Raw genomic sequence first — 21,693 nt, 5'->3', positions numbered from 1 at the left:
GTGAGGGGCGCGGGAGCACAATGCAGGCCACCACAGACCTGGGCCGCACAACCGGAGGTTGTGGAACAGACATCGAGTTGCGCACGGCACAGACCGTGGAGACGACGTGGTAGCGAAAATTTTTGCCCTGAACGGTGCAAGTAAGAAGGAATTTGCACTCAGCCGACTAGGCTCGCTCCGTAAGAGCTAAGTGTGCTACGCGAGCCTAGTCGGCGCGGGTGACAATCTCCCACTTTGACCGCGGCGTGTCGTGGCGTGTGCTGGAGGCGCTCTTGCTACTGCCGTTCAGGCGGGCCTGCGGTTGACGTCACCCGACCACTAGGTTTTCTGTAACAGTTCCGCAACTGAATTTTTGTTGCGTGTCGTTAGCGGCACACCTCGTGCAAGCTGTGGACCACGGCGGATGAGGTTGCCTGGGTGGTCAGACTGTCTCAAGCTGGACATATCGCGTTGCGGAGGTTGTCACACCCCTCTGATGGCATATACCTACACTGAAGATCGATTGAGTGTTGGAGGTACTTCTGATGACCGCTGTACTGGAACCGCAAGCGGAAGTGTTGGTCGCTGGTCCGGAGGACACAGAGAAGGCGATCCGCAACGCCCTGGCTCGGGCGGGTTGTACCTTTGACGAACTGGCAGAGCAGGCACGGACTCATCACTTCCAGTCGACCCGGGCCAAGCTGGCCTGGATGGCTATTGGCGGCTACTACGAGGGGTGACGCTTGGCGCGGGCATTTGATCTTGAACGGAGCTCGCGCGAGTTCGCCCAGGAACTAACCGAACTACTCAACCGCACCATCTGTAACGGGGTGCGGTTGAGTGCCGTCTTGGAGCCGACAAAGAAGTTCACTGTGGTCGGCTATGGCCTGACCAGGGAAAACCGTGACCCGAGGGTCGGTATACCGATCTCTCGGCCAGTGAACACTCCGACCTACCTGAGCATCTACATCCTGCTAGCACCGGATGAGTTCAACAAGTACCTGATGGTTCAGACCTCGGTCGTGCTGCTGGCTCGGGATGTTGAACTGACCTGCGAGCTACTGCACTATGACTACGAGCGCGATAAGGGTGACGGCTACCCCGAAGCGCATCTGCAAATTTGCGCAGACTCTGACGATTGGCGCGAGTTGGGGCCAGATCGCGCCCTAAAGAAGCTGCACCTGCCGGTAGGTGGCAGACGGTACCGTCCCAGCTTGGAAGACCTGATCGAGTTCCTCATTGTGGAGGGCTTCGCTGAGGGACACCCTGGCTGGAAAGATGTGCTGGATGAAGGGCGTCGTAAGTTCCAGATCAAGCAGCTGAAGGCGGCTGTCAGGCGATATCCGGAGGTCGCAAAAGAGGCGCTGGCTGAAGAAGGGCTGCTCTGAGCCGTGGATCGCCCATGAGATGCGACCGGTCGCTCGACCCAAGTTTGCGCAGTAGTTCGGCAGTCTCAGCAGTGCAGGCGGGTGCCGACCGCTGACACAGGACCGGCAACGGAGCGTATCCACGACGGGCACGGTTGATGGCGGCGGCCGAAGGTTGAGCACCAATAGATTATGGAGAAATGCTCTCTGACATGCAGGTTCTTTGCTGGTATGCACAGTGCCGAGAGCGTTTGATCTCATAATCCATTGGTCGCGGGTTCGAGCCCCGCCCGCCCCACAAACCCCTCCTGACCAGCGGAAACCCCCACAGGCGAGACTGCGTTGATTCAGCCGGATGCACGCACAGCAATGGAATCGACTGGAACGTCGCGCGGGGCATGCGCAGGATTGCGGTGGTCGCGTCCCCGGTAGTCGAGGCAGGCGCGGCCGTCGGTGGGTGGGTCGAGGTCGTCGTGCGTGACGGTTCGGCCGCCTATGCCGAGGCCGTCCGTCGCGCCCTGCCCGCAGCGGTCCAGGCCGCTGACCGGAAGTCTCGCCGCTGCCACCACCGGAAGTGAGGCAGAGCCGTTATCCCGACACTCCCACTTGCGGCGCTGAACAACGGCTCGGGACACTAGAAGGCGTATCGGAGTATTCGGTTGGCTTGCCGGGACAGTTGTGGGCTGAGGGCTGTGGCGCGGGTTATGGCGCGTAGCGGTTGTGGGAAGAGGGCGACTTCGCGGGCGCGGGTGAGTAATTGTTCTTCGATCAGTGTCAGTCGGGCGTCCCAGGTTTCGGGTTCGTGGGGGTCGTCGAAGCCTTGGGCGGCTCTGATGCCGAGGGCTTTGATCGAGGGGTGGTATTTCATGGCCCAGGCGGCGAAACGGGTGTAGCCGTTGAGGGCGAGTTCACCGGTCGGGAAGTGTGTGGTCGCCTCGCGGATCAGGGTGTGGAAGGCGTCGCCGGGCAGGAAAGGTAGCAGGCCCTCGGCGACGATCATGGCTGGTCTATCGGCGGGCAGCTGCTGAGTCCAGCCCGGCTGGGTGAGATCGACGCCCAGCAGATGGGAGCTGTGCGGAAGCAATTGCCCGCGCAGTTCGATGACTTCCGGGTAATCGAGGTCGTACCAGTCGACATCGGCGGATGGATCGCATCGGAGCATGCGGGTGTCCAGGCCGCAGCCGAGATCGAGTACAACCGCATTTCGGTGCGTGAGGGTGAACGCGCGCACCGCGTCGTCGAGTTTTTTTGCCCGTAGCGCCGTTCCGCAGATGAGGCTGGGTTTCAGCTTCAATTTGGTGAAGTCGTAGTCGATCCGGTCGGCCAGCTCTGCCTGCTGGGTGTCGCCCAGGATCGGGGTGCGCGTGGCCGCGTCCAGTGCTCGGGCTTGCAGGGTGAGGAGCAAGGTTTCCTGAATCGGGTCGAGGTCGGGTCGGATTCGGAGCACGATCGGTCCTTCAGGTGGTGGTGTCTTTGGGCCGGGCGGCGATGTCGCGCAGCCAGGTCAATGCCTGCTGAGCGGCCCGGATGCGTTCGGTGAGCGCGGGATCGGCGCCGCCGACCAAGGAAAGTCCGTCCTCGGCGATGTCGCCGAAGGCGCCCAGGCCGGCGATTTTGCGATGGATGACCTTCTCCCAGGCGTCGTCCTCGATGCGGTAGTAGGCGGTGCGGTCGCCGGGGATCCGCACCTTGCGGACGAGGCCGATGGCGGTCAGCAGGCGCATGTTGGAGGTCAGCGAGGCGCGGCTGGCGTGGATCGCCTCGGCGATCTGGCCTGCGGATTGCTCCGGCGGAGCGCAGATCATCAGTAAGCCGAGGATTCGGCCGGTGATGGGGGGCAGTGCCCATTCCTCGACGCAGAAGGTAGCGACTCTCTCGACCCACTTCAGCGTGGCGTCCTGTCGGTCCGTGTCCGGCATCTGTGTCCTCCTGCGCTGTATTCGGCTCGATTACTGTGGCATAGCGGTCACCGACTCCCGGGTAGGCGCCGGGGTGGGAGCGACGAGGCGGGTCCGGCGCAGGTGCCGGTCGAACCACTCGACGGCCAGAGCCATGGCCTCCTCGAGCCCGGGACCGGTGTAGAGACCGAGCACGTCGTAAGCCAGCACCTCGAGTCGTTTCGGCTCGCCGGCCTTGGCGAAGGCGCTCTGTGCCTCCTCGAGCATGTGATAAGGGTCCCAGCCGCCGTTGGCGATCATCAGCAGCGGTGTCGGCGCCAGGCGATGAATGAGGTCCTCCGGTGCGAAGGTCAGGAGATGTTCGGCGGAGTCGAGGGTCTTCTCGTTCCGGTAGTTCGGGAACATCTCGGCGGCGAGATCCGGTGTGCTCTCGACGTTTCCCCCTTGCAGCGTCAGGTGCGGGACCCGAGCGCTGTCGTGGCCGGCATATCGGCGCTGCCAGTCCTCGTCCAACTGGTCCCGCAGCGCGCTCACGCCCTCCCTGCCGAGCAGCCGCTCCAGATACCGCCATCCGTTCCACACGCTCGGGCTCTGCACCACAACACATTTCACGCGTCGGTCCACTACCGCGGCCTGCGTCGCCACCGAGCCCCCGATGCTGACCCCCCAGACTCCGATCCGATCCGGGTCCACCTCCGGGCGGGTTTGCAGATACGACACCGCGCTACGGAAATCCTCTGCCTGTCGCTGTGGGTAGTCCTGGCCTCGAGGGTGCCCCGCGCTGGCCCCGACCGTGCGATAGTCGATCGCCAATACCGCGAACCCCGCCCGCACGAAATACGGTGCGAACACCCGCAACGCCTCCTTCACCATCACCCCGGAGTGCCCCAGCACCAGACCGGGGACCGGGCCGTCCGCCGCGGGCAGATACAGATCGCCCGCGCACGCGGTGCCAAGGCTGTTGAACGTCACGTGCTCGATCTCGAGATCCATCAAAACTCCCATCGTTGCTAGTCATTTCAGTCTCCACTGAAATGACTAGCAATGTCAACAGAGGTGATGCCCGGGATCCCAAGAGCGTTTGGCGCCGGATGAGTGGAGCCTGAACCGGCTGCTGAAAGTCCTGTGCGGGTGGCTGTTCATGGGCTACAGCGAGGACGCCGGGGACCGGGGGCAAGCCGGACGACTCACCTCCAGTGTCGAGGCGAGTGCCGTCCCGCCCGAAATCGGAAGGGGAATGGATCAATGCTGCAGGCGGACAAGGCGATTACCGCTGATTCACCCGTGCTGTTCATGCGTACATCGCTATCGCACGGTCAAGTTCATCTCCGACGCCAAGGGATACGTGCCCCTGTCGCCGTAGGTGGTGATGTCGCGTTGGGGCGGTTTGACGCGGTGGCGCTACGATCACGCCAACATTCTGAGAGGAAATCATGACCAAGTCGACGGCCTTCGCCACAGTGTTCTCTGCGGCCGCTGCCGCTCTATTCTTCCTGCCCGCCGCACCCGCGCACGCCCAGTCCCCGCACTGCGCCAAGGCCATCGAGCTGATCAACATCGCGATCGACACGAACGGCGGCACCCTGGACGGGGCGACGGCGGCAGCGCTGTCCGACAGACTGAGCGGACTGGCCGATCTGGCCCAGGGCGCGGAGAAGGATGTCATCACCGCCTACGCCTACGCGCTGGTAGATGAGAATGTCACCGACCTCAACCCCTACACCGACGAACTCAATCGCGTCTGCGCCTGACGGCGACCAGGGCTGAGGGGGATGCGTTGTCCTGGCCAGGATTTCCCTGGTCAGAACAGCGGTCGGAGTTTGATCGCACAATCCGTTGGTCGGGCGACAAACTATAGGGCGGGTCTTGCCGGTGCAGTCTCGGCGCAGCAGCATGCCCTTCGACAAGGCATTACAGCTGGGTGATGCGGCGCAGATGCTATGCCCTCGCGTCCGCTCCCTTCGGGCGCGAAAGCACTCGCGGAGGCGGTGGGGTGCCGGTTGTTGCTCGGAATCTCCGGTGCTGGTGATGAACTACCGTGCGGAGGGTGAAGTCGCTGGAACGGCCCGTTTTACTCGCGTTGGTCTATGCCTTCTGCTCGGTGCTTTTCGGGCCTGCCATTTATCTGGGCGGTTATCTGATCTTCACCCAAGGGCTCATGGATTACTGCGACAGTACGGCGAGCGCCGCGGAGTTCGACGCTGCGCAAGGTTTTCACGTCGCGGGTGCGGGCACCATGCTGGGTGTGGGATGTGTCCTGTTGATCGACCTGTGGGCTCATCGCCGACGGATCGGCCGAATTCGATTCGCTCTGAGCAACTTCGGGATTCTCGTCATGATGTTCGGGTTCGTGCTCCTTATTCTGGTGTCCGGTCCCTCGGGACAGGTTTGCTCGCCGGGATGACACCGCACGGGCGGTGGCGGGCCGTCAGTGGTTGCGTCCTCGGTAGTCGAGGCAGGCACGGCCGTCGGGTGGTGGGGTAGTGGGTGTCATGGCTTCGGTGTAGGCGCGCAATCCTTCGGCGAGCTTGCCTGCCATGTTCTCCAGGTGTTCGGGGCGGAGGTGCTTCCCGAAGGCGGCGGCATCGAGCAGTTGCCTGCGTACGGCGTTGATCTGCGAGTAGGCGAACTGGGTGGGCTCGAGGTCCGGCATGCTCCGGCACCCTACCTCGAGTCGAACATATTTTCGATACAAGCGGGGTCTGGGGCGTCGGACTTTCTGGCCGGGCATAGCGCTCTCGAAACCGGCGGGCTCCGCCTCCCATCCCCCGCACCGCCCGGCTAACGTCCGGCGAGTTCGGCGACGACCGGAGCGAACCTGTCGGCGAAGTCGGCGCCGAAGACGAAATAGGAGAAGCCGATTTCATCCCGTCGCCGCTGGATCTCCTCTGCGGCGGCGGCCGGGTCATCGGGAAGGACGGTCAGTGCGTCCGCCGCGCGCCACGCGGCAGGGTCGGTGTCGGGGGGCGCCATGTGCGGCGCGACAGTGTCACCGATAACCGGCACGGCGAGCGCGAGTTCGACGTCCCCGTCGGCGCGGAAGTCGCGTGCCAGCCGCTCGACTTCGCCCCGAGGCTGATCCCCCAGCGGGAAGGTGACCGTGTCGGCGACCTCGGCCGCCAGCGCCCGGGCCTTCGGACCGTATACGGCCATCGCCACGGGCGTGTGACGGTCGGGGCCGTCGAGGTCTCGCAGCCTCGTGACCGTCTCACGTACCTGTGCCAGCCGCTCGTTCGGCGGTGGTACGGCGGGCAGTCCTTTGTCGCGGAGTTCGTCCTCGATTCCCGGTCTGCCGGTGCCGATGCCCATCTCGAAGCGACCGTCGGTCAGTAGCGACAGCGAGTGCGCTTCCCACGCCGTCAGCCAGGCCGGGCGTAGCGGAGAGGCGTACACCCACGTGCCCACGCGCAGGTCGGTCAGGGCCGCGACGGTGGCCAGCATGGGGCCGGGCGCCGGCTGCATCTGCGGGAAGTCGGGCACCAGCAGCGTCGAGTAGCCGCTGTCGGCGATGCGGCGCACGCGATCTCGCCACGTCGGCAGGTCGGTTCTGAGCGGGGCAACGACCCCGAATCGAAACGGTCTCGTCATGTCCGGACTCCTGTCATTCGGTCTCTCCAGAGGAATCGACGACGGATCCATCCGAAATTCATCGGTGCAGCCGAGATCGTGTGCACGCTCCTGCGAACGCCCTGAACTCGGCATTGCCGAGCGGTCGTGAGTGACAGCCTTGTGTCCAGGAAGATCCTGCCAGAGAAGTTGACGCAAGACGGTGGTACACGTGGGTCCGCTCGGCCGACCTTCCCGCTGTGACCAGGGCTAACACCGTGTCAGTGGACGTGTCAGGCCGGTATCAGGCCCGTGTCAGCCATCCTGGCGACAGTTGTCCACATGAACAGCACAGCGATCGCGGCTTCCGGGCTGCGGAAGGCATACGGGGACAAGACGATCCTCGATGGCATCGATTTGAATATCGGTGCAGGGACGATTTTCTCGCTGCTCGGTCCGAATGGGGCGGGTAAGACGACGACGGTGAACGTGCTGACCACGCTGCTGAAGGCCGATGGCGGCGCGGCGCGGGTGGCCGGGCACGATATCGCGACCGAGCCCAAAGCGGTGCGCGCGGCGATCGGGGTCACCGGTCAGTTCGCGGCGGTGGACGATCTGCTGACGGGGGAGGAGAACCTCTGGCTGATGGCGGATCTGCATCATCTGCGGGCCGCCGAGGGCAAGCGGGTGGTCGCCGAACTGCTGGAACGGTTCGATCTGGTGGAATCGGCGCGAAAGCAGGCCTCGACCTATTCCGGGGGTATGCGCCGGAAATTGGACCTGGCGATGACGCTGGTCACCAAGCCGGCCATCGTTTTCCTGGACGAGCCGACGACCGGACTGGATCCGCGCAGCCGTCGCACCATGTGGGAGATCGTCCGGGAGTTGACGGCCGGCGGTGTCACGATCTTCCTCACCACCCAGTACCTCGAGGAAGCCGACCAGCTGGCCGACCGGATCGCGGTGCTCGACCAGGGCCGCATCGTCGGCGAAGGCACACCCGAGGAACTCAAGCGCCGCGTGCCCGGCAGCCATATCCGGCTCCGGTTCGCCGACGTCACGGCGCTCGACGCGGCGGCGCGGATCCTGCCCGGCGCCGCCCGCGACGACGAGGCTCTGACTTTGCGGGTCCCGGGCGACGGCGGCACGAAATCACTGCGGGACCTGCTGGACCGGCTCGCCGAACACTCGATCGACGCCGACGAGGTCTCCGTCCACACCCCCGACCTCGACGACGTTTTCCTTTCCCTGACCGGTCACGCCACCACGGAGGCTGTCGCACAATGAGCACCATTTCCGCACCGCTGGCCGATTCGTCGATCATGTTGCGTCGCAACTTCAAGCACATCGCCCGGAGTCCGGTCACCATATTCAACGCGGCTTTCATGCCGGTCGTGATGATGCTGATCTTCGTGTACGTATTCGGCAACGCGTTCGATGTCGGCGAACAGTACATCAACTACGCGGCACCGGGCATGATCCTGCTGGCCATCAGTTACGGGTTGTCGGGCACCGCGGTATCGGTGAGTTCCGATATGGCGAAGGGCATCATCAACCGTTTCAAGGTCATGGACGTCTCCCGCGGCGCCGTACTGACCGGCCATGTCGCGGCTACCATTCTGACCAATGTGGTAGCCATCGCGGCCGTGCTCGGTGTGGCATTCCTGCTGGGCTTCCGGTCGTCGGCGACCGCACTCCACTGGCTCGGCGCGATCGGCATCATGGCGGCCACATCGTTCGCGGCCTCCTGGCTCACGGTCGCACTGGGCATGGCCGCGAAGACTCCGGAATCCGCGGGCATGACCGTGGTGCCGCTGATCATGCTGCCGTTCGTGAGCAGCGCGATCGTGCCCGCCGACCAGATGGGACAGGGTATCCGGCAGTTCGCCCGGTATCAGCCCTTCACGCCGATCATCGAAGCCTTGCGCGGGTTTCTCGGCGGCCATCCTTCCGGCGGATACACGGCGGCCGCCCTCGCCTGGTGCGCCGGGTTCACCCTGGTCGGATACCTGTGGTCGCGGGCCACGTTCAACAAGCGCGCGTAGTCGCCCGGCTGACCGCGCTGACCGGGGCGCGTCCGCGATGCGCCGGCTGCGGCGTCACCGGCCGGGTGCGCCCACCCATTTCACACACCGAACAATTCCGAGGAGACAGCCATGCCCACGTTCGAGACACCGAAGCCGATCGTCGTCACCGTCGACGTGCTCTCCGGCAACGTCACTGTGATCGCCTCCGACCGTACCGACACCGTCGTCGAGGTCCGGCCGGCCGATGGGTCCAGAAAGGGTGACGTGCGCGCCGCCGAGCAGACCGAGGTCGCCTTCGCCGCAGGCACATTGACCGTGAAGACGCCGAAAGACTGGCGGACCTACACCCCGTTCGGCGGCAACCCGTCGATCGAGGTGACCATCGAGGTACCGACCGGCTCCCGGCTGAAGGGCACGGCCGCTGTGGGCCGATTGCAGGGCACCGGCGAACTCGGCGAGTGCGATCTGGAGATATCCGCCGGCGACATCACCGTCGAGCGCCCGGGCGGTTCGGTGACCGCGAAAACCGCCAAAGGTGACATCCGCATCGGCGAAGCCTCCCGCGGCGTGCTCCGGTTGGAGACATCCATGGGCGAGCTGGAGGTGGGTATCAGTCCGGGCAGCGCGGCGCGGCTGGAAGCCAACGCCCTCTCCGGCGCCGTGCAGAACCTGATGCGACCGGTCGACCGGCCGCAAGGCGAGGAGGACACCGTGGCGGTGTACGCACGTAACTCTCACGGCAACATCATCATTCGGCACGTCACTGCGGCGTAGCTCATCCGGCTCCGCGAACGCGACAGCAGCCCGGTCATCTCCACAGACACCCGCACCCCACGTCAGTGCGCGGAACACCGCACCCCGGTGCACGACTCCATGTCGGGTCGTGCACCGGGGCTGCGGCCGTTTTCCGCCATGCTCAACAAGCGAGCGTCGTCGCGACCAGCTCACTCCAATTCGCCTGCGCACCTTCCCTCGTCGCCTCGGTGAACCGTGCTTCTCCGAGGCGATGGCGTGCTGTCTGCTCGATCCGAGCCACATCCGGTTGAGAACGATCGGGCAGTCCGCGTACCGCGGCACTCGCCGCGAGCAGCCGCACGGCCTGTTCGTCCCGGTCGTCGCGCAGCGCCAGATCCGCGACGCCGACGAGGATTTGGGCGATGAGGGGCGCGTAGCCCGCCGCGGACGCCGCCTGGAAGGCCGCGGCGCGTTGTTCGCGGGCTTCGTCGAGACCGTCCGCGAGGTATCCGAGCAGGTCGTGGGTCACCGCCTTGACGTAGACCTGCTCCGCGTCGCTGCCCAGCATGGTCGTCGCGAGGTCGATCTCCCGGTGCGCCTGCGCGGTGTCACCGTTCCAACGGGCCAGCTGCGCCTTCGCGAAGGCGAGTTCGGCCAGTGCGTTCGGCCAGGCGGACCGGTCGGCGTACCGCTGCCCCTCGGCGATGGCGGCCGCGCTCGCCTCCGCATCACCCAGCAGCCAGTACAGCTGAGCCTGCCTGGCCCGCATCAGGAAAACGTCCTCGATCGCGCCGACCTCGGTGACCACCGCGATCGCCTGGTCGAGGTGTTCGCACGCGGCGGCGAACTCGCCGCGCATGGCGATTCGATTCGCCAGTTCGGTCAGCGCGAACGAAATTCCCCAGCGTTCGCCGATGGCCCGGAACTCGGCGAGCGCTGTCTCCAGATACGTGTCCGCCTCCCGGCCCTCCTGGCCGAGCGCGATCCGCGCCTTGCCCAATTGGAGCCGGGCCAGCGCCCGCACCCAGGGATCGTCGTCTGCGAGCAGCGGTTCGAACGCGGGCAGCAGCGCGTCGGGCCCCTGCAACATGCGTTCCATCGCGGCGACGAACCCCAGCAAGGGGTATCGGCTCTTGCTGCGCCGGCTGAAGCGGTATGCCTGGTGGATCCATTCCTCCACTTGGTGCTCGTCGGTCGGCCCGGAGTTCATGAAATGCACGACCAGTCCGTACACCCTGGCGCGGATCTCGTCGTCCACTTCGCCGGGCAGCTCGGCGGCCGCGGTGATCAGCTCCATGCCTTCGGCCTTGTGCCCACTGAGCCACCAGTACCAGCCCGTGGCCGCCGCGAGCCGCATCGCCTCGGCCGCGTCGCCTGCCGCGAGCGCGCCACGCATCGCGACGGCGATGTTGTCGTGCTCGGCTTCCAGCGTGGCGAGCCACTCCAACTGCTCGGCGCGGCGCAGGTGCGGCTCCGCGCTGTCGGCGAGTCCGGTGAAGTACGCGAGATGCGCCCGGCGCACGGCGTCCGATTCCCCCGCCTCCACGAGCCGGTCGAGGGCGTACTGCTTGATCGTGTCGAGCATCCGATAGCGCGGTCCGCCGTCCCCGGCGGTGAGCAGCGATTTCTCGGTCAGCGCGGTCAGCAGCTCGAGCATCTCCCATTGCTCGACCACCACGTTCCTCGCGCCCCCCTGCCCTTCGGGCACGCCCTCCGTGCCCGCGCAAACCTGCTCGGCCGCTTCCAGGCTCGCGCCGCCGGAGAACACCGCGAGCCTGCGCAGGACCATCCGCTCGGCGTCGGTGAGCAGCTCCCAGCTCCAGTCGACCACCGCGCGCAATGTCCGATGATGCGGAAGCGCGGTACGGCTGCCGCCGGTCAGCAGGCGGAACCGATCGTCGAGGCGGGTGGCGAGCTGATCGAGGGACATGGTGCGCAGCCTGGCCGCGGCCAGTTCGATCGCCAGCGGTATTCCGTCGAGCGCCCGGCAGACGCGGGCCATGGTCGACAATGTGCGGGCATCGGCCGCGAGATCCTTGCGCACCGCACCGGCCCGGTCGCGCAACAGCTGAACGGCCGGAGAGGACTCGATCTCGCCCGGGCCCGCGTTCTCGGTGGGCAACGCCAGCGGCTCGACCTGCCATATCGCCTCACCCGTGATGCCGAGTGGTTCCCTGCTCGTCGCGAGGATCCGCAGCCGGTGACACTCGCCGAGCACGCGGTGCGCGAACGCCGCCGCGGACTCGATCACGTGCTCACAGTTGTCCAGGATCAACAGCGTTTCGCGCTCGCGGATCGCGGCGACGAGCCGGTCCATCGGCTCCGCGTTCGGTGCGCCGCCGAGCAGTGCGTCTCGCAGCCCGAGCGCGGCGAGCGCCGACTGCGACACGTCACCACTCGCGCCGACCGAGGCCAGCTCCACCAGCCATGCCCCGTCCGGTAGGTCGTCGAGCATGGTCCGCGCGGTTTCCAGGGCCAGCCTGGTCTTGCCGGAACCGCCGGGCCCGGTCAACGTGGTGAGCCGATGGTCGGCGATGAGTTCACGCACGACGGCGACGTCGGCGTATTTGCCGACGAACTTGGTCAATTCGGCCCGCAGGTTCGTCTTGCGGTCGGTTTCCCGCGCGCCCACTTCGCCGCGCAGCAGCGCGACGTGCAGTGCGGAGAGTTCCGGTGAGGGGTCCACGCCGAACTCGTCGGCGAGTGCCTCCCGGGCCTGCTGGTACACGACCAGTGCCTCGTTGCCACGACCCGCGGCGCCGAGCGCGCGCATCAGCGCGCCGACGAGCCGTTCCCGCACCGGGTGCCGGGCCACCAGTTCGGTCAGTTCGGCCACCAGTTCCTGACCCCGGCCGAGGCGGATCTCCGCTTCGTACAGATCCTCCATGGCGGCCAGGCGCAGCCCCTCGAGCCGGGTGATCACCGCGTCGAAAGCTTCGCTGTCCTGGATACCGATGTCCTGCATCGGCGCACCCCGCCACAGGTCGATGGCGTCGCGCAGCAGCCCGGCCTGCCACGCGTCCGCACCGCCGCGTGCCTGGTCGAGAAGCTGTTCGAATCGCACGGCGTCGACAGCGCCGGGTTCCACCGTCAGCCGGTAGCCGCCCACCTGCCCGTCGAGCAACCCGTCCGGCAGCACCCTGCGCAGCCGGGAGACCAGCGCCTGCAAGGCATTCGCGGCATCGGAGGGTGGCTGTGCACCCCAGATCCGGTCGACCAGCGTTGTTTTGGCCACCACGCGACCGGGTTCGAGCGCGAGGGCGATCAACAGGGCCCGCAACCGAGCGCCCGGTACCTCGATCGATCCGCCGTCGTCTAGTCGGATCTCGAGCGGTCCAAGCATCCCGATCTGCACCGGCCCATTCTGCCGTGGACGATCGGCAGTCAGCGGGCCGCCCGTCCCTGGGGTGGCAACCGGTCCGATGACATCGACCGACAACGGTCACGACAGTCTTCCCGACCGTCGAACACCGTGTCAGCGGACGTGTCAGCTCGGTGTCAGGGCGGTATCAGCCGGGCCGGCGACAGTGTCCCTGTGAATAGTTCAGCGATTGCAGCGGGCGGCATCCGCTCCCTGCCCCTCACCCGGGGTTACCGGTGGAACTGAGGGTGGACCGTGAGCGCTGCATCAGCGCAGGCATGTGCGCACTGACCGCCCCCGAAGTGTTCGACCAGGACACCGAGGACGGCCGGGTGGTGCTGCTGAACCGCACGCCCGTGCCCGACCAGGGATCCGCGGTCCGCGAGGCCGCACAGGTGTGCCCGTCCGGCGCGATCACCCTCGTCTCCGACTAGTCCACAGCTCCGGCACAACAACCGCAACGAAGGAAACCTGATGACTCGAGCAGTTCCCATCCCGAACGGCCTTCCCATGGAGCGCGACGCCAGCCCCTTCGATCCGCCCCGCGAAATCACCCGGCTGCGCGAGACCCGCCCGGTCTGCCCCTTGATCTTCCCGGACGGTCACGAGGGCTGGCTGGTCACCGGCTACGACGCGGTCCGCAGGCTCATGGCCGACACCCGGTTCAGCTCTCGCCAGGACATCGGCATTCTCCACGTGCCGTTCCCGACTCCCGGCATGCCCGCCGCTACCGAACCGTCCCCGCAGGTGCCGGGCTTGTTCGTCGCCATGGACCCGCCGGACCACACCCGGCTGCGGCGCAAGCTGACCGGCGCCTTCACCGTCAAACGCATGAAGCAGCTCGAAGAGCGCATCATCGAGATCACCGAACGGCAACTGGACGAGATGGCGCGGCTGACCCCGCCGGTCGACCTGGTCGAGGCGTTCGCGCTGCCGGTGCCCTCGCTGGTGATCTGCGAGCTGCTCGGCGTCCCCTACGCCGATCGGGAGACCTTCCAGGTCAACTCCGCCAAATTCCTGGTCAAGGAACAGCCGCTCGAAGAGAAGATGGCCGCCTACGGCGCGATGACCACGTACCTGGCCGGATTGGTCACCCGCAAACGCGCCGAACCCGGCGAGGACATCCTGTCCGATCTGGCCCGCCACGACGACCTCACCATCGAGGAGCTGACCGGCGTCGCCTTCCTGCTGCTGCTCGCGGGCCACGAGACCACCGCCAACATGCTGGCCCTGGGCACCTTCGCGCTCCTGGAGCACCCCGAACAGCTGGCGCAACTGCGCGCCGACCCGGATCTGGTACCCGGCGCCGTCGAGGAATTGCTGCGCTACCTGTCCGTCGCCGACATCTTCTACCGCTACGCCACCGACGACATCGAACTAGGCGGCGAGACGATCGGCAAGGGCTCGACCGTCGTCGTCTCGTTGCTGGCCGCCAACCACGACCCCCAGCGCTTCGACAACCCCGACACCCTGGACATCCACCGCACGGCCCGCGGGCATTTGTCCTTCGGCCACGGCATCCATCAATGCCTGGGCCAGCAATTGGCCCGCATCGAGATGCGCGCCGGTTTCGCCGGTCTGCTGCGCCGCTTTCCGACCCTCGAGCTGGCCATCCCCGCCGGCGAAGTGAAACTCAGGACCGACATGAATATCTACGGCGTCCACGAACTGCCGGTCACCTGGACGGAAACGGCCCGGTAGACGGAAGAACCTCGGGGCGGGGATTCGGTGGATCCCGCCCCGAGGGCCGGTCAGGACAGTCGCGCCTCGATGGTGTGCGCGGTGGCTTCGATGATGGTGCGGAGGCGGGATTCGGACAGGGCGGAGTCGGGGAAGAAGACTTGCCGGTTGACCAGTCCGTCGATCACGGTGACGCAGAGTTCGGCGGCCGTGGTGTCCACGGGGTGGCCGGCTTCGGCGCACCGGTCGCGGATCACTTGGACGAATGCGGCTCGTGCCGTCTCGAAGTGGCGGTGCAGCTCGGCGTCGACGCGGGCTTCGGCGAGCAGATGATGTCTGGCGAGCACCCGGTGCCGGGCGTGTGGCGCGGTCATCTCGAGGACGAAGTTCACGGCGATGTCGGACAGGCTCGGTGCGGGGGATTCCGGGGTGTCGAAGTGGCGGGCGGCGACGGCCATGTCCTGGGTGAACAGTTCGTCGGAAGCCATGTACAGCAGTCGTTGCCTGGTGGGCGCGTGGTAGTTGACCGAGCCGGACGACAGTCGCGCGGCCGCGTCGACGGCGCGATGGGTGAGGCCGCGCGGACCGTGTTCGCCGAGCACGCGCAGCGCGGCCTCGGCGATGACGGCACGCCGCTGTGCTGAGTCCTGCCGCTGCCGCCTCGGTTGTGTCATGTCACGAAACCTATCCATCCCGGGCCGAGGGCGCCGCGATCCCCACTAGTCTCAACATATGTTGAGATTATCGACCCGACGTCGCGCGCTGTCGATCGCGGCGGCTGCCGCGGGCGCGTTCGCTGTCGTGACGACCCCCGCTTTCGCCCGCGCGGAGAACCGCCAGGACAACAGCCGTTATGCCGGATACTCGGCCGGAGATCGGGCCGAGCCGTACGCGCGGTTCATGGCCGAGCGCACGGCGCCACCGCAGCCCGAGGTCACCGCCGCCTATGCGGCACCGGCAACCCCGAGCGAGCGGATCCCGGCCTTCTCATCCTTGGTCGCCGATCTCGCGCCGACGGGATATTCGCCGATCGAAACCGGATACGGGCAAACCGATTCGGGGACGGTGTGGGTCGCGGTACGCACCGAGATGCCGCGTGTGACGGCGGCGATGTGGGATTGGTGGTTCGGCTGGCACATGGTCGAGTCCGCTCGGTACAAGCTGTGGCATCCGGACGCGCATCTGTACAGCGAGGTGACCGTCGACCGGCTCGGCGCACCGATGGCAGACCGGGAACGGTATGTCGGAAATATCTCGTACGTCGACGAATACATCGGCCCGAAGCTGCAACAGCTCGCCATCGCATTCCATGATCCGGTCTCGTACGGCTTCACCGTTCCCGACGATCACACGGTGATTCTCGGCCGCGTCGGCAGCGGCGTGGCTCCGGTGGATCTGGGCTGGTTGGCGCACCAGGTGCGGCCCATTCCCGGGGGCTGCGAAATGCGCAGCCGTTTCTACCTCGGGCTGTACGGGCTGCACGCACCCGATCCGCCGCACACCGCGCGTGCGATCCAGCGCGGCGCCGCCGCCGACGTGCGCGATCTTCTTCCCGGCCTGGATCTGGCTCGGGACCTGATGATGCACTGCGGCCAGGAAATGAACCACCTCGCCCAGTTCCTGCCGGAGTTGTACCGCGAATTCCAGTGAGATTTCTCCTGGATGCGTCGGCGTCGCCACCTGCGGATCCCACTTCGATACTCGCCGGTAACTGTTATAACTCCTAATAGCTCACGGGTAGCTGACTACTTATTTTCAGCCCTGGGGAGCTTCTGACATCGGCATTCGTGCTTAGCCGATGATTGCGGGCCGAGAACGTGTTGACGGATGCGAACCGCCCCGGGCAGAATCGGCCGGGTCGGAACAGGGGGTGGAGGAGTTATGCGCGTTAAAACGGATATACATTTCGACGTCGCTGTCGATCCCGCCCAGGTCTTCGATGCCCTCGCGGCCATCGAAATGCTCCCCGAATGGTCGATGTATTCGGATGCGCGCGTGGCCACCCGCGACGAATCCGGTCGGCCACAACGGGTTTACGTGACCGCTGATACTCTGCTCGGCAGATCCGATCTGCAGGTGCTGGAATACGAGTGGACCGATGACCGGGTGTCGTGGCAGGTCGTGGACAGCTGTGTCGGCCTCGGCGGTGGCGGATGGTTCGAAGTGTCCGAGGACCGTGCGGGAGCGCAGGTCTGGTATCACACCGAGTTGCAGTCCTCCCTGCTGTTGCCGGGGCTCCTCCTCAAGCGCAGCGTGCGCCGGGAGAGCGAAACCGTCGCGCGCAACTTCATCCGATTCGCGGAGGGATTCGCCGCGCCTCCGCATTCGCGCGCGGTATAGCTGTCACGTAACGAACCGGTCCGGGCTCACCACTGGATGTCCGCGACCGAGTTCAACGGGGCTTCCACTTCCTCCGGCGCCAACTGGAGATCCGCGTCCCGCAGAGCTTGCGGGAAGTGGAAGCCGGCGCGCTGCTCGATCTCGTTCAAGGGGACCTGGAAGACGCGGAACTCGTCGAGGTCGAGGGCCTCGAGCTGGTCGAGGCTCTGGCTCAACAGGAAGCCACGGGCCTTCAGCTCACCGTGTTCCTCGAACGCGATGACCTTCCAGAACTCGCGGGGAATCTTGACCTGCCGGAATTCGCGGTCGTCGGCGGTGAAGACCGGGCCGCCGAACGCGCTGACCTTGAGATCGTCGACGGTGGCGTCGGCGAAGACGGCGTCCTCGAGTCGCCCCCACACCCCGTCGCGCATGCTCTGATTGAAGTCGTCCATCTGCGGGGTGATGTTGGTGTAGAAGAACGAGTCCTTGTTGGCTTTCGCCGCTTCGGGCAGGCTGCCCCACAGCAGATCCGCGCGTCGCGCGAGATGGCCGCGATCGAGCCGGTTGTCGCGGTACAACTCGTTGCCGACCTGCGCGTCCGCGTCGAGTCGCGGATCCTTGACGAAGTCGATCTTCTTGCGCGAAAGCTTCTTGATCGAGGCGCCGTCGATGTTCCAGGCCACCCAGATCGCGAAGCGGCGTGAGCGGCGCATCGCGAGGGAGAAGTGCGTGTAGTGCAGGACGTCGGCGCCGTCGAGGGCGGTCGCCACGTCGGGGCGCAGCTGCGCGTCCACCTCGGGCAGCGGTATCGGCGACGCGAGGAACCGCGGATCGTATCCGGCGACCACCGCGACTTCCTCCGCAGGCGGCGGGGTCAAGCTGATGCCGAGCTTCTCGAACACCGATTGCGGCAGGCAGGCCAGCGCGTGCTCATCGGTGTCGGCGCCCGTCTCACCCGCGAAATGTAGTCCGGCCAGTACGGTGCTGGTCTGGCCGTCGGCCGATTCGAACAGCCACGCCGACCCGGAGTCGCCGCCGCTGCTGATCTCGCCGTCGGACGCGGGATGGGCCGGATCCGGTCCGATTTCGAAGCCGCCGATGCTCTTCGGGCCGACCCCGCGGTAATCGATCTGGGCGATCACGTCGACGCGCCGCACGATGCCGTGGGTGACCGCGGTGGTCCGGCCGCTCTTGATCACCTTGTCGCCCAGCTCGGGTTCACCGAGACGGTCCGGAACGACGTCCAGCCCGGTGATCTCGGCGCTGAACCGCCGGTCCTCGATGGCGGCGACGGCACAGTCGCCCGCCGTGCCGAGATGAGACCTGACGAGCTTGCCGAGCCGATTGCGGTCGATTCGATTGTCGTCGCGCGGGCCGGGCTGCACGACCACGTCGCCGAGTGCGCCCGCCGCGGTGTGCAGGACGTGCCAATTGCTCAGGACGTACGGCGTCCCGTCGTCTCGGTCGTAGACGACGCAACCGATCGTTCCGGCCGTGCTGGTGGGATGGCCGACGCTGATGCCGGGAACGATCGGATCCAGGCGCGTCTTGCGCTGCGGCGCCACCGCTTCGGTGACCAGCCGGAAGGCGGGCTCGAACTTGCGCTGCAGGACATCGGTGGGCACCTCGAACCCGTCGACGGTGACCGTCTCCGGAATCGTCGACGTGCCCAGCGCTTCGAGTTCCTCCGGCTCGGATACCTTCTCGTTCACCGTGAACTGCACCGCGATCTCGTCCGTCGGTTTTCCGTCGACTTGCTTGTAGCCGACGCCGATCGAGGAGATATTGGGGTCTTCGAGGAAGCTTTCCCCTTTGCTGCGGATGAATGTGCGCAGCGCGGTGAGCAGATCGTCGTTTCCGGCGTGGGACCGGTGGGAAGGTGAGTTCTTTTTCGCAGGCATCGGGGACTCCGTGTTCGAGGTGAGCGGGTTGACGACGTCGTCGTCGCACCGGCTGTTGCCATCGTCGGGTGACGGTGCCCACAGCACACGAGTAGCGAACTACTCGGAACGCCCGGTCGTAACGCTGGGTAAAAGTTTGTTCGGGTAACCGATACAGCGGAAATCGCTGTCGGCTTTACCGACGTTCGGCCAAAGCTGTCGCCGTGGCGGTCACCAGGGCGATCAATCGGGTTCGATCGATCTCGGGAAGCCTTCGGGTCAGTTCTTGCTCCAAATCCGCACGGAACTTCTCGCGCACCGCCGAGCCTTGGTCGGTCGGAACGGCGCGAGTCACGCGGCGGTCGCTGGGATCGGTTTTTCTGGCGAGCAATCCGCGCCGCTCGAGTCGGTCCACCATGCCGGTCACATTGGTCTTGTCGCAACCGAGCATGGCGGCCAGCTCCCCGAAGGACGGTGGCCGGTCGGCGCCCAGTAGACACAGCAATTCGGCTTGTTGACTCGTCAGCTCGAGACGCCGCGCGATCAGGCTGTAGAGCGTGCTCATCTCGCGGTGCAACTGCGCGAAGGCGGGCGCCAGCCCCGGGGCGTCGGTCGGCATGCGAAAAGTCTAGGTCATGGACAGTTGACATCCCTGAGCATTTAGTTGATGATCTCGACTATCGCTGTGATGGACTAATTGGAGGGTGCGATGTCGGTCGCGATCGTCACCGGAGGCTCGCGCGGCATCGGTCGCGCTATCGCGCGGCGTTTGGGCGCGCGGGGCGCATCGGTCGTCGTCAACTACCAGTCGAACCGGTCGGCCGCCGAGCATGTGGCGGGCGCGATCGAGAGCTCCGGCGGGCAGGCGCTCACCGTGCGGGCGGATGTCGCCGACGCGGCAGGTCCGCGCCGATTGTTCGATGCCGCCGAGGAGCGTTTCGGCGGCGTGGACATCTTCGTGAACAACGCCGGCTCCGCGCGTTTCGGCTCGATAGCCGAGGCGACCGATGAGGACTTCGAGCTGATGTTCGCCGTCAACACGAAAGCGACGTTCGTCGCCCTGCGCGAGGCCGCGAATCGGTTGCGGGACAACGGCCGCATCGTCGTCGTGTCGTCCGGTGCGACACTGACCCACCGGCCGGGCTCGGGCGTCTTCGGCGCCAGCAAGGCCGCCGTCGAGCAGTTGGTCCGTGTGTTGGCCGGAGAACTCGCCCCGCGCGGCATCACAGCCAACAGCGTGCTGCCAGGGGCGGTGCGGACCGATGCGCTGGCGGCGGCGCGCGGGATCGGGTCGATGCGGGAGATCGTCCAGTCGATCCCGCTCGGCCGCCTCGGTGAACCCGACGACATCGCCGACGTGGTCGACTTCCTGGCGTCGGACGCGGCCCGCTGGATCACCGGGGCGAGTGTGCCCGCCGGTGGGGGAGCGTTCTGATACCGCGGCCGGGCGCGCTGGGCGCCGTCGCACGGCGTCTCAGGATTGCCCAGCCGCCCGCCGTAGCTGAGCCTCCGCTTCGCCGGATGGCGTGCCGGCGGGGATCACGAGCAGCGTCGCCTCGGCGCCGTTCGTCCCGATCAGGTGCATGACGCCGGGCGGCTGACCGGTGTCGGGTCCGTGTACTTCGATGCCGTCCTGGCGGTCGATGCGTCGTTGGGTGATGCTGACGGCGTTCCATTCGAAGCTGACCCGTTCAGTGGGACCGAGCCGGGGAGTGAGGGCGCTGATCAGGTCGTGTAGCTCGGCGGTGAGGTTGTCCGTCCACGGCCACCAGCCGCCGTCGACCTGCTCGGGGCCGGTTCTGGCTTCGCGCAGGAGCAGCCGCGGGGTGCGGGTGGGAGTCCGGAAGGGTTGCCGCCCGGGCTGGGGCGGGTCGGTGCCGGCGGTCATGTCGAAGTGGTTCGTGATCGGGCGGCTGGTATTGATCCTGGGCATGGTCTGTTCCTCTGGTCAACCGGTGAGGCTCGCGGATTCGGGTGTGACGGCGGCCATCAGGGCCGTGTGGGCGATGTCCTCGTCGGTCTCCGGCGGGATGACGCGGAGCACGATCAGGTCGTTGTCGCGGCCGAAGACGTACATCGTGTTCCACAGTTCGAAGGCATAGGAGTCGAGCCGGACGGTGTGACCGCCGTGGATGGTGGTCTGCCGGGGCGCGGCCGCCCAGCACGTGGGGTCGTAGACGACGCGCCAGATGGGGCCGAGCCGCACGGTGAGAACTGCGAGCAGATCGGGCAGTTCCGCGGTGAGGTCACCGGAGCGGGGCCACCACGCCCCATCGATGTAATCGCCGCGGTCCGCTTTCGGCTTCAACCTCAGCCGGGGGGTGTAGTCGGGTGGAACGTCATGCCGCGCGTAGGGCACCCGTTCGGATGTCGTGCTGGTAGCGATGCGGTGGAGTCGCATGTCGTGTCCTCTCGCGGGAGCGTCGCGTCGCCCGGCCGATGATGGCGCGATGGGTTCTGAATGCCGAGCGGTGCGGGCGCCGGTCCGACGGCTCCGTAGACGGCCGACGGTTCGACTCGGGCGCGTGCCGGGAAGCGGCCGTGTGCGGTGGTCGTGATCTCCGGGAGCGGATCGACGAAAGCGACCGTGCTCGAATGCCGTGTTCCTCCAGTACACGCCGATTATGTCCCGGTGTCAACACTGTAGGTCTACACTTCACAGCAGCAGCGGGTTCCGAGCATGGTGGAGGCATCGAGATGGCCGAACCGGTTGATCGCACGGACGTGCGTCCGGTGGATCGCCGTTCCCGGCGTCCGACCGGCCCGGTCACGAGGGCTGTCGTGCTGACCGCGGCGCTCGAGGTCATCGATCGGGACGGTGTCGATGCGCTGTCGATGCGGCGGTTGGCCGAGGCGGTCGGGCGGGATCCGATGGTGATCTACCGGCATGTGCCGAAC

General features: G+C 66.3%; 24 protein-coding genes. 13 read left to right on the top strand and 11 right to left on the bottom strand.

All coding sequences use genetic code 11. The annotated features are described in order from the left end of the window. Positions 1–524: 524 nt before the first annotated feature. Positions 525–719: a hypothetical protein gene (locus ACGF7Y_RS36260; protein WP_393242383.1), complete on the top strand. Its 195-nt coding sequence runs from the start codon at positions 525–527 to the stop codon at positions 717–719. A 3-nt stretch (positions 720–722) separates the two neighbouring features. Then, positions 723–1,367, top strand: coding sequence for a hypothetical protein (locus ACGF7Y_RS36255; protein ID WP_393242381.1), 645 nt, complete (start codon positions 723–725; stop codon positions 1,365–1,367). 613 nt (positions 1,368–1,980) lie between these two features. Here the strand turns inward: ACGF7Y_RS36255 and ACGF7Y_RS36250 are convergent. From ACGF7Y_RS36250 to ACGF7Y_RS36240, 3 genes are read right to left on the bottom strand one after another with little or no spacing between them, the layout of a single operon-like run. Continuing rightward, positions 1,981–2,793, bottom strand: coding sequence for a class I SAM-dependent methyltransferase (locus ACGF7Y_RS36250; protein WP_393242378.1), 813 nt, complete (start codon positions 2,791–2,793; stop codon positions 1,981–1,983). 10 nt (positions 2,794–2,803) lie between these two features. Beyond that, positions 2,804–3,265 (bottom strand): GbsR/MarR family transcriptional regulator, encoded by a 462-nt coding sequence (locus ACGF7Y_RS36245; protein ID WP_393242376.1) that lies wholly within the window; start codon positions 3,263–3,265, stop codon positions 2,804–2,806. Between the two features lie 30 nt (positions 3,266–3,295). Further along, complete coding sequence (locus ACGF7Y_RS36240) at positions 3,296–4,237, bottom strand: alpha/beta hydrolase (RefSeq protein WP_393242374.1); 942 nt, start codon at positions 4,235–4,237, stop codon at positions 3,296–3,298. Between the two features lie 440 nt (positions 4,238–4,677). Between ACGF7Y_RS36240 and ACGF7Y_RS36235 the strand changes: the two genes are divergently transcribed. Both ACGF7Y_RS36235 and ACGF7Y_RS36230 read left to right on the top strand, forming a co-directional pair. Then, a complete protein-coding gene (locus tag ACGF7Y_RS36235) occupies positions 4,678–4,995 on the top strand; it encodes a hypothetical protein (protein WP_393242371.1) in 318 nt (105 codons plus the stop codon). 296 nt (positions 4,996–5,291) lie between these two features. Continuing rightward, positions 5,292–5,648 (top strand): hypothetical protein, encoded by a 357-nt coding sequence (locus tag ACGF7Y_RS36230; protein WP_393242368.1) that lies wholly within the window; start codon positions 5,292–5,294, stop codon positions 5,646–5,648. A gap of 24 nt (positions 5,649–5,672) precedes the next feature. Here ACGF7Y_RS36230 and ACGF7Y_RS36225 read toward each other — a convergent pair whose 3' ends face one another. Both ACGF7Y_RS36225 and ACGF7Y_RS36220 read right to left on the bottom strand, forming a co-directional pair. Then, positions 5,673–5,897, bottom strand: a complete 225-nt coding sequence (locus ACGF7Y_RS36225; RefSeq protein ID WP_393242365.1) for a DUF6374 family protein — start codon at positions 5,895–5,897, stop codon at positions 5,673–5,675. A gap of 128 nt (positions 5,898–6,025) precedes the next feature. After that, a complete protein-coding gene (locus tag ACGF7Y_RS36220; RefSeq protein WP_393242362.1) occupies positions 6,026–6,832 on the bottom strand; it encodes an LLM class flavin-dependent oxidoreductase in 807 nt (268 codons plus the stop codon). 300 nt (positions 6,833–7,132) lie between these two features. Here ACGF7Y_RS36220 and ACGF7Y_RS36215 point away from each other — a divergent pair, with 300 nt between their 5' ends. From ACGF7Y_RS36215 to ACGF7Y_RS36205, 3 genes are all read left to right on the top strand, one after another. Further along, positions 7,133–8,077: an ATP-binding cassette domain-containing protein gene (locus ACGF7Y_RS36215; protein ID WP_393242359.1), complete on the top strand. Its 945-nt coding sequence runs from the start codon at positions 7,133–7,135 to the stop codon at positions 8,075–8,077. Continuing rightward, positions 8,074–8,835, top strand: coding sequence for an ABC transporter permease (locus ACGF7Y_RS36210; RefSeq protein WP_393242356.1), 762 nt, complete (start codon positions 8,074–8,076; stop codon positions 8,833–8,835). Before ACGF7Y_RS36215 ends, ACGF7Y_RS36210 begins: the two co-directional genes overlap by 4 nt. A 111-nt stretch (positions 8,836–8,946) precedes the next feature. Next, positions 8,947–9,591: a hypothetical protein gene (locus tag ACGF7Y_RS36205; protein WP_393242353.1), complete on the top strand. Its 645-nt coding sequence runs from the start codon at positions 8,947–8,949 to the stop codon at positions 9,589–9,591. A gap of 142 nt (positions 9,592–9,733) precedes the next feature. Here ACGF7Y_RS36205 and ACGF7Y_RS36200 read toward each other — a convergent pair whose 3' ends face one another. Next, entirely contained in the window at positions 9,734–12,907 is a 3,174-nt protein-coding gene (locus ACGF7Y_RS36200; protein WP_393242350.1) for a BTAD domain-containing putative transcriptional regulator, read from the bottom strand. A gap of 242 nt (positions 12,908–13,149) precedes the next feature. Between ACGF7Y_RS36200 and ACGF7Y_RS36195 the strand changes: the two genes are divergently transcribed. Together ACGF7Y_RS36195 and ACGF7Y_RS36190 are read left to right on the top strand one after the other, a co-directional pair. Further along, positions 13,150–13,347 (top strand): ferredoxin, encoded by a 198-nt coding sequence (locus ACGF7Y_RS36195; protein ID WP_393242348.1) that lies wholly within the window; start codon positions 13,150–13,152, stop codon positions 13,345–13,347. 40 nt (positions 13,348–13,387) lie between these two features. Next, entirely contained in the window at positions 13,388–14,614 is a 1,227-nt protein-coding gene (locus tag ACGF7Y_RS36190; RefSeq protein ID WP_393242345.1) for a cytochrome P450, read from the top strand. Between the two features lie 50 nt (positions 14,615–14,664). On the opposite strand, the gene ACGF7Y_RS36185 is transcribed toward ACGF7Y_RS36190, so the two are convergent. Beyond that, entirely contained in the window at positions 14,665–15,267 is a 603-nt protein-coding gene (locus ACGF7Y_RS36185; protein ID WP_393242342.1) for a TetR/AcrR family transcriptional regulator, read from the bottom strand. A 58-nt stretch (positions 15,268–15,325) separates the two neighbouring features. Here ACGF7Y_RS36185 and ACGF7Y_RS36180 point away from each other — a divergent pair, with 58 nt between their 5' ends. Together ACGF7Y_RS36180 and ACGF7Y_RS36175 are read left to right on the top strand one after the other, a co-directional pair. Beyond that, complete coding sequence (locus ACGF7Y_RS36180; RefSeq protein WP_393242339.1) at positions 15,326–16,243, top strand: DAPG hydrolase family protein; 918 nt, start codon at positions 15,326–15,328, stop codon at positions 16,241–16,243. A gap of 231 nt (positions 16,244–16,474) precedes the next feature. Continuing rightward, entirely contained in the window at positions 16,475–16,933 is a 459-nt protein-coding gene (locus ACGF7Y_RS36175) for an SRPBCC family protein (protein ID WP_393242336.1), read from the top strand. 26 nt (positions 16,934–16,959) lie between these two features. Here the strand turns inward: ACGF7Y_RS36175 and ACGF7Y_RS36170 are convergent, their stop codons facing one another. After that, positions 16,960–18,816, bottom strand: coding sequence for a DNA/RNA non-specific endonuclease (locus ACGF7Y_RS36170; protein ID WP_393242334.1), 1,857 nt, complete (start codon positions 18,814–18,816; stop codon positions 16,960–16,962). 175 nt (positions 18,817–18,991) lie between these two features. Continuing rightward, a complete protein-coding gene (locus ACGF7Y_RS36165) occupies positions 18,992–19,414 on the bottom strand; it encodes a MarR family winged helix-turn-helix transcriptional regulator (protein ID WP_393242331.1) in 423 nt (140 codons plus the stop codon). A gap of 90 nt (positions 19,415–19,504) precedes the next feature. On the opposite strand from ACGF7Y_RS36165, the gene ACGF7Y_RS36160 reads away from it, so the two are divergent. Continuing rightward, entirely contained in the window at positions 19,505–20,230 is a 726-nt protein-coding gene (locus ACGF7Y_RS36160) for a glucose 1-dehydrogenase (RefSeq protein WP_393242328.1), read from the top strand. Between the two features lie 39 nt (positions 20,231–20,269). Here ACGF7Y_RS36160 and ACGF7Y_RS36155 read toward each other — a convergent pair whose 3' ends face one another. Then, the gene (locus ACGF7Y_RS36155) at positions 20,270–20,683 is read right to left on the bottom strand and encodes a DUF5994 family protein (protein ID WP_393242413.1); all 414 of its coding nucleotides are present in this window, start codon (positions 20,681–20,683) and stop codon (positions 20,270–20,272) included. Positions 20,684–20,743: 60 nt separating this feature from the next. After that, positions 20,744–21,196 carry a DUF5994 family protein gene (locus ACGF7Y_RS36150; protein WP_393242325.1) on the bottom strand — a complete coding sequence of 151 codons (453 nt, stop codon included), beginning with the start codon at positions 21,194–21,196 and terminating at the stop codon, positions 20,744–20,746. 296 nt (positions 21,197–21,492) lie between these two features. Between ACGF7Y_RS36150 and ACGF7Y_RS36145 the strand changes: the two genes are divergently transcribed. Beyond that, the coding region (locus ACGF7Y_RS36145) for a TetR/AcrR family transcriptional regulator (protein ID WP_393242322.1) at positions 21,493–21,693 on the top strand (201 nt) is incomplete at its 3' end.

The sequence above is a fragment of the Nocardia sp. NPDC047654 genome, from assembly GCF_043205035.1.
GTDB lineage: Bacteria > Actinomycetota > Actinomycetes > Mycobacteriales > Mycobacteriaceae > Nocardia.
This window is presented reverse-complemented; position numbering and strand designations above follow the sequence as displayed.

Bases quoted from the DNA above. Each gene is read 5' to 3' on its own strand.
- ACGF7Y_RS36260 (WP_393242383.1), top strand. From the start codon at position 525: ATGACCGCTGTACTGGAACCGCAAGCGGAAGTGTTGGTCGCTGGTCCG.
- ACGF7Y_RS36245 (WP_393242376.1), bottom strand. From the start codon at position 3,265: ATGCCGGACACGGACCGACAGGACGCCACGCTGAAGTGGGTCGAGAGA.
- ACGF7Y_RS36240 (WP_393242374.1), bottom strand. From the start codon at position 4,237: ATGGATCTCGAGATCGAGCACGTGACGTTCAACAGCCTTGGCACCGCG.
- ACGF7Y_RS36235 (WP_393242371.1), top strand. From the start codon at position 4,678: ATGACCAAGTCGACGGCCTTCGCCACAGTGTTCTCTGCGGCCGCTGCC.
- ACGF7Y_RS36225 (WP_393242365.1), bottom strand. From the start codon at position 5,897: ATGCCGGACCTCGAGCCCACCCAGTTCGCCTACTCGCAGATCAACGCC.
- ACGF7Y_RS36220 (WP_393242362.1), bottom strand. From the start codon at position 6,832: ATGACGAGACCGTTTCGATTCGGGGTCGTTGCCCCGCTCAGAACCGAC.
- ACGF7Y_RS36215 (WP_393242359.1), top strand. From the start codon at position 7,133: ATGAACAGCACAGCGATCGCGGCTTCCGGGCTGCGGAAGGCATACGGG.
- ACGF7Y_RS36210 (WP_393242356.1), top strand. From the start codon at position 8,074: ATGAGCACCATTTCCGCACCGCTGGCCGATTCGTCGATCATGTTGCGT.
- ACGF7Y_RS36205 (WP_393242353.1), top strand. From the start codon at position 8,947: ATGCCCACGTTCGAGACACCGAAGCCGATCGTCGTCACCGTCGACGTG.
- ACGF7Y_RS36190 (WP_393242345.1), top strand. From the start codon at position 13,388: ATGACTCGAGCAGTTCCCATCCCGAACGGCCTTCCCATGGAGCGCGAC.
- ACGF7Y_RS36185 (WP_393242342.1), bottom strand. From the start codon at position 15,267: ATGACACAACCGAGGCGGCAGCGGCAGGACTCAGCACAGCGGCGTGCC.
- ACGF7Y_RS36180 (WP_393242339.1), top strand. From the start codon at position 15,326: ATGTTGAGATTATCGACCCGACGTCGCGCGCTGTCGATCGCGGCGGCT.
- ACGF7Y_RS36175 (WP_393242336.1), top strand. From the start codon at position 16,475: ATGCGCGTTAAAACGGATATACATTTCGACGTCGCTGTCGATCCCGCC.
- ACGF7Y_RS36170 (WP_393242334.1), bottom strand. From the start codon at position 18,816: ATGCCTGCGAAAAAGAACTCACCTTCCCACCGGTCCCACGCCGGAAAC.
- ACGF7Y_RS36165 (WP_393242331.1), bottom strand. From the start codon at position 19,414: ATGCCGACCGACGCCCCGGGGCTGGCGCCCGCCTTCGCGCAGTTGCAC.
- ACGF7Y_RS36160 (WP_393242328.1), top strand. From the start codon at position 19,505: ATGTCGGTCGCGATCGTCACCGGAGGCTCGCGCGGCATCGGTCGCGCT.
- ACGF7Y_RS36155 (WP_393242413.1), bottom strand. From the start codon at position 20,683: ATGACCGCCGGCACCGACCCGCCCCAGCCCGGGCGGCAACCCTTCCGG.
- ACGF7Y_RS36150 (WP_393242325.1), bottom strand. From the start codon at position 21,196: ATGCGACTCCACCGCATCGCTACCAGCACGACATCCGAACGGGTGCCC.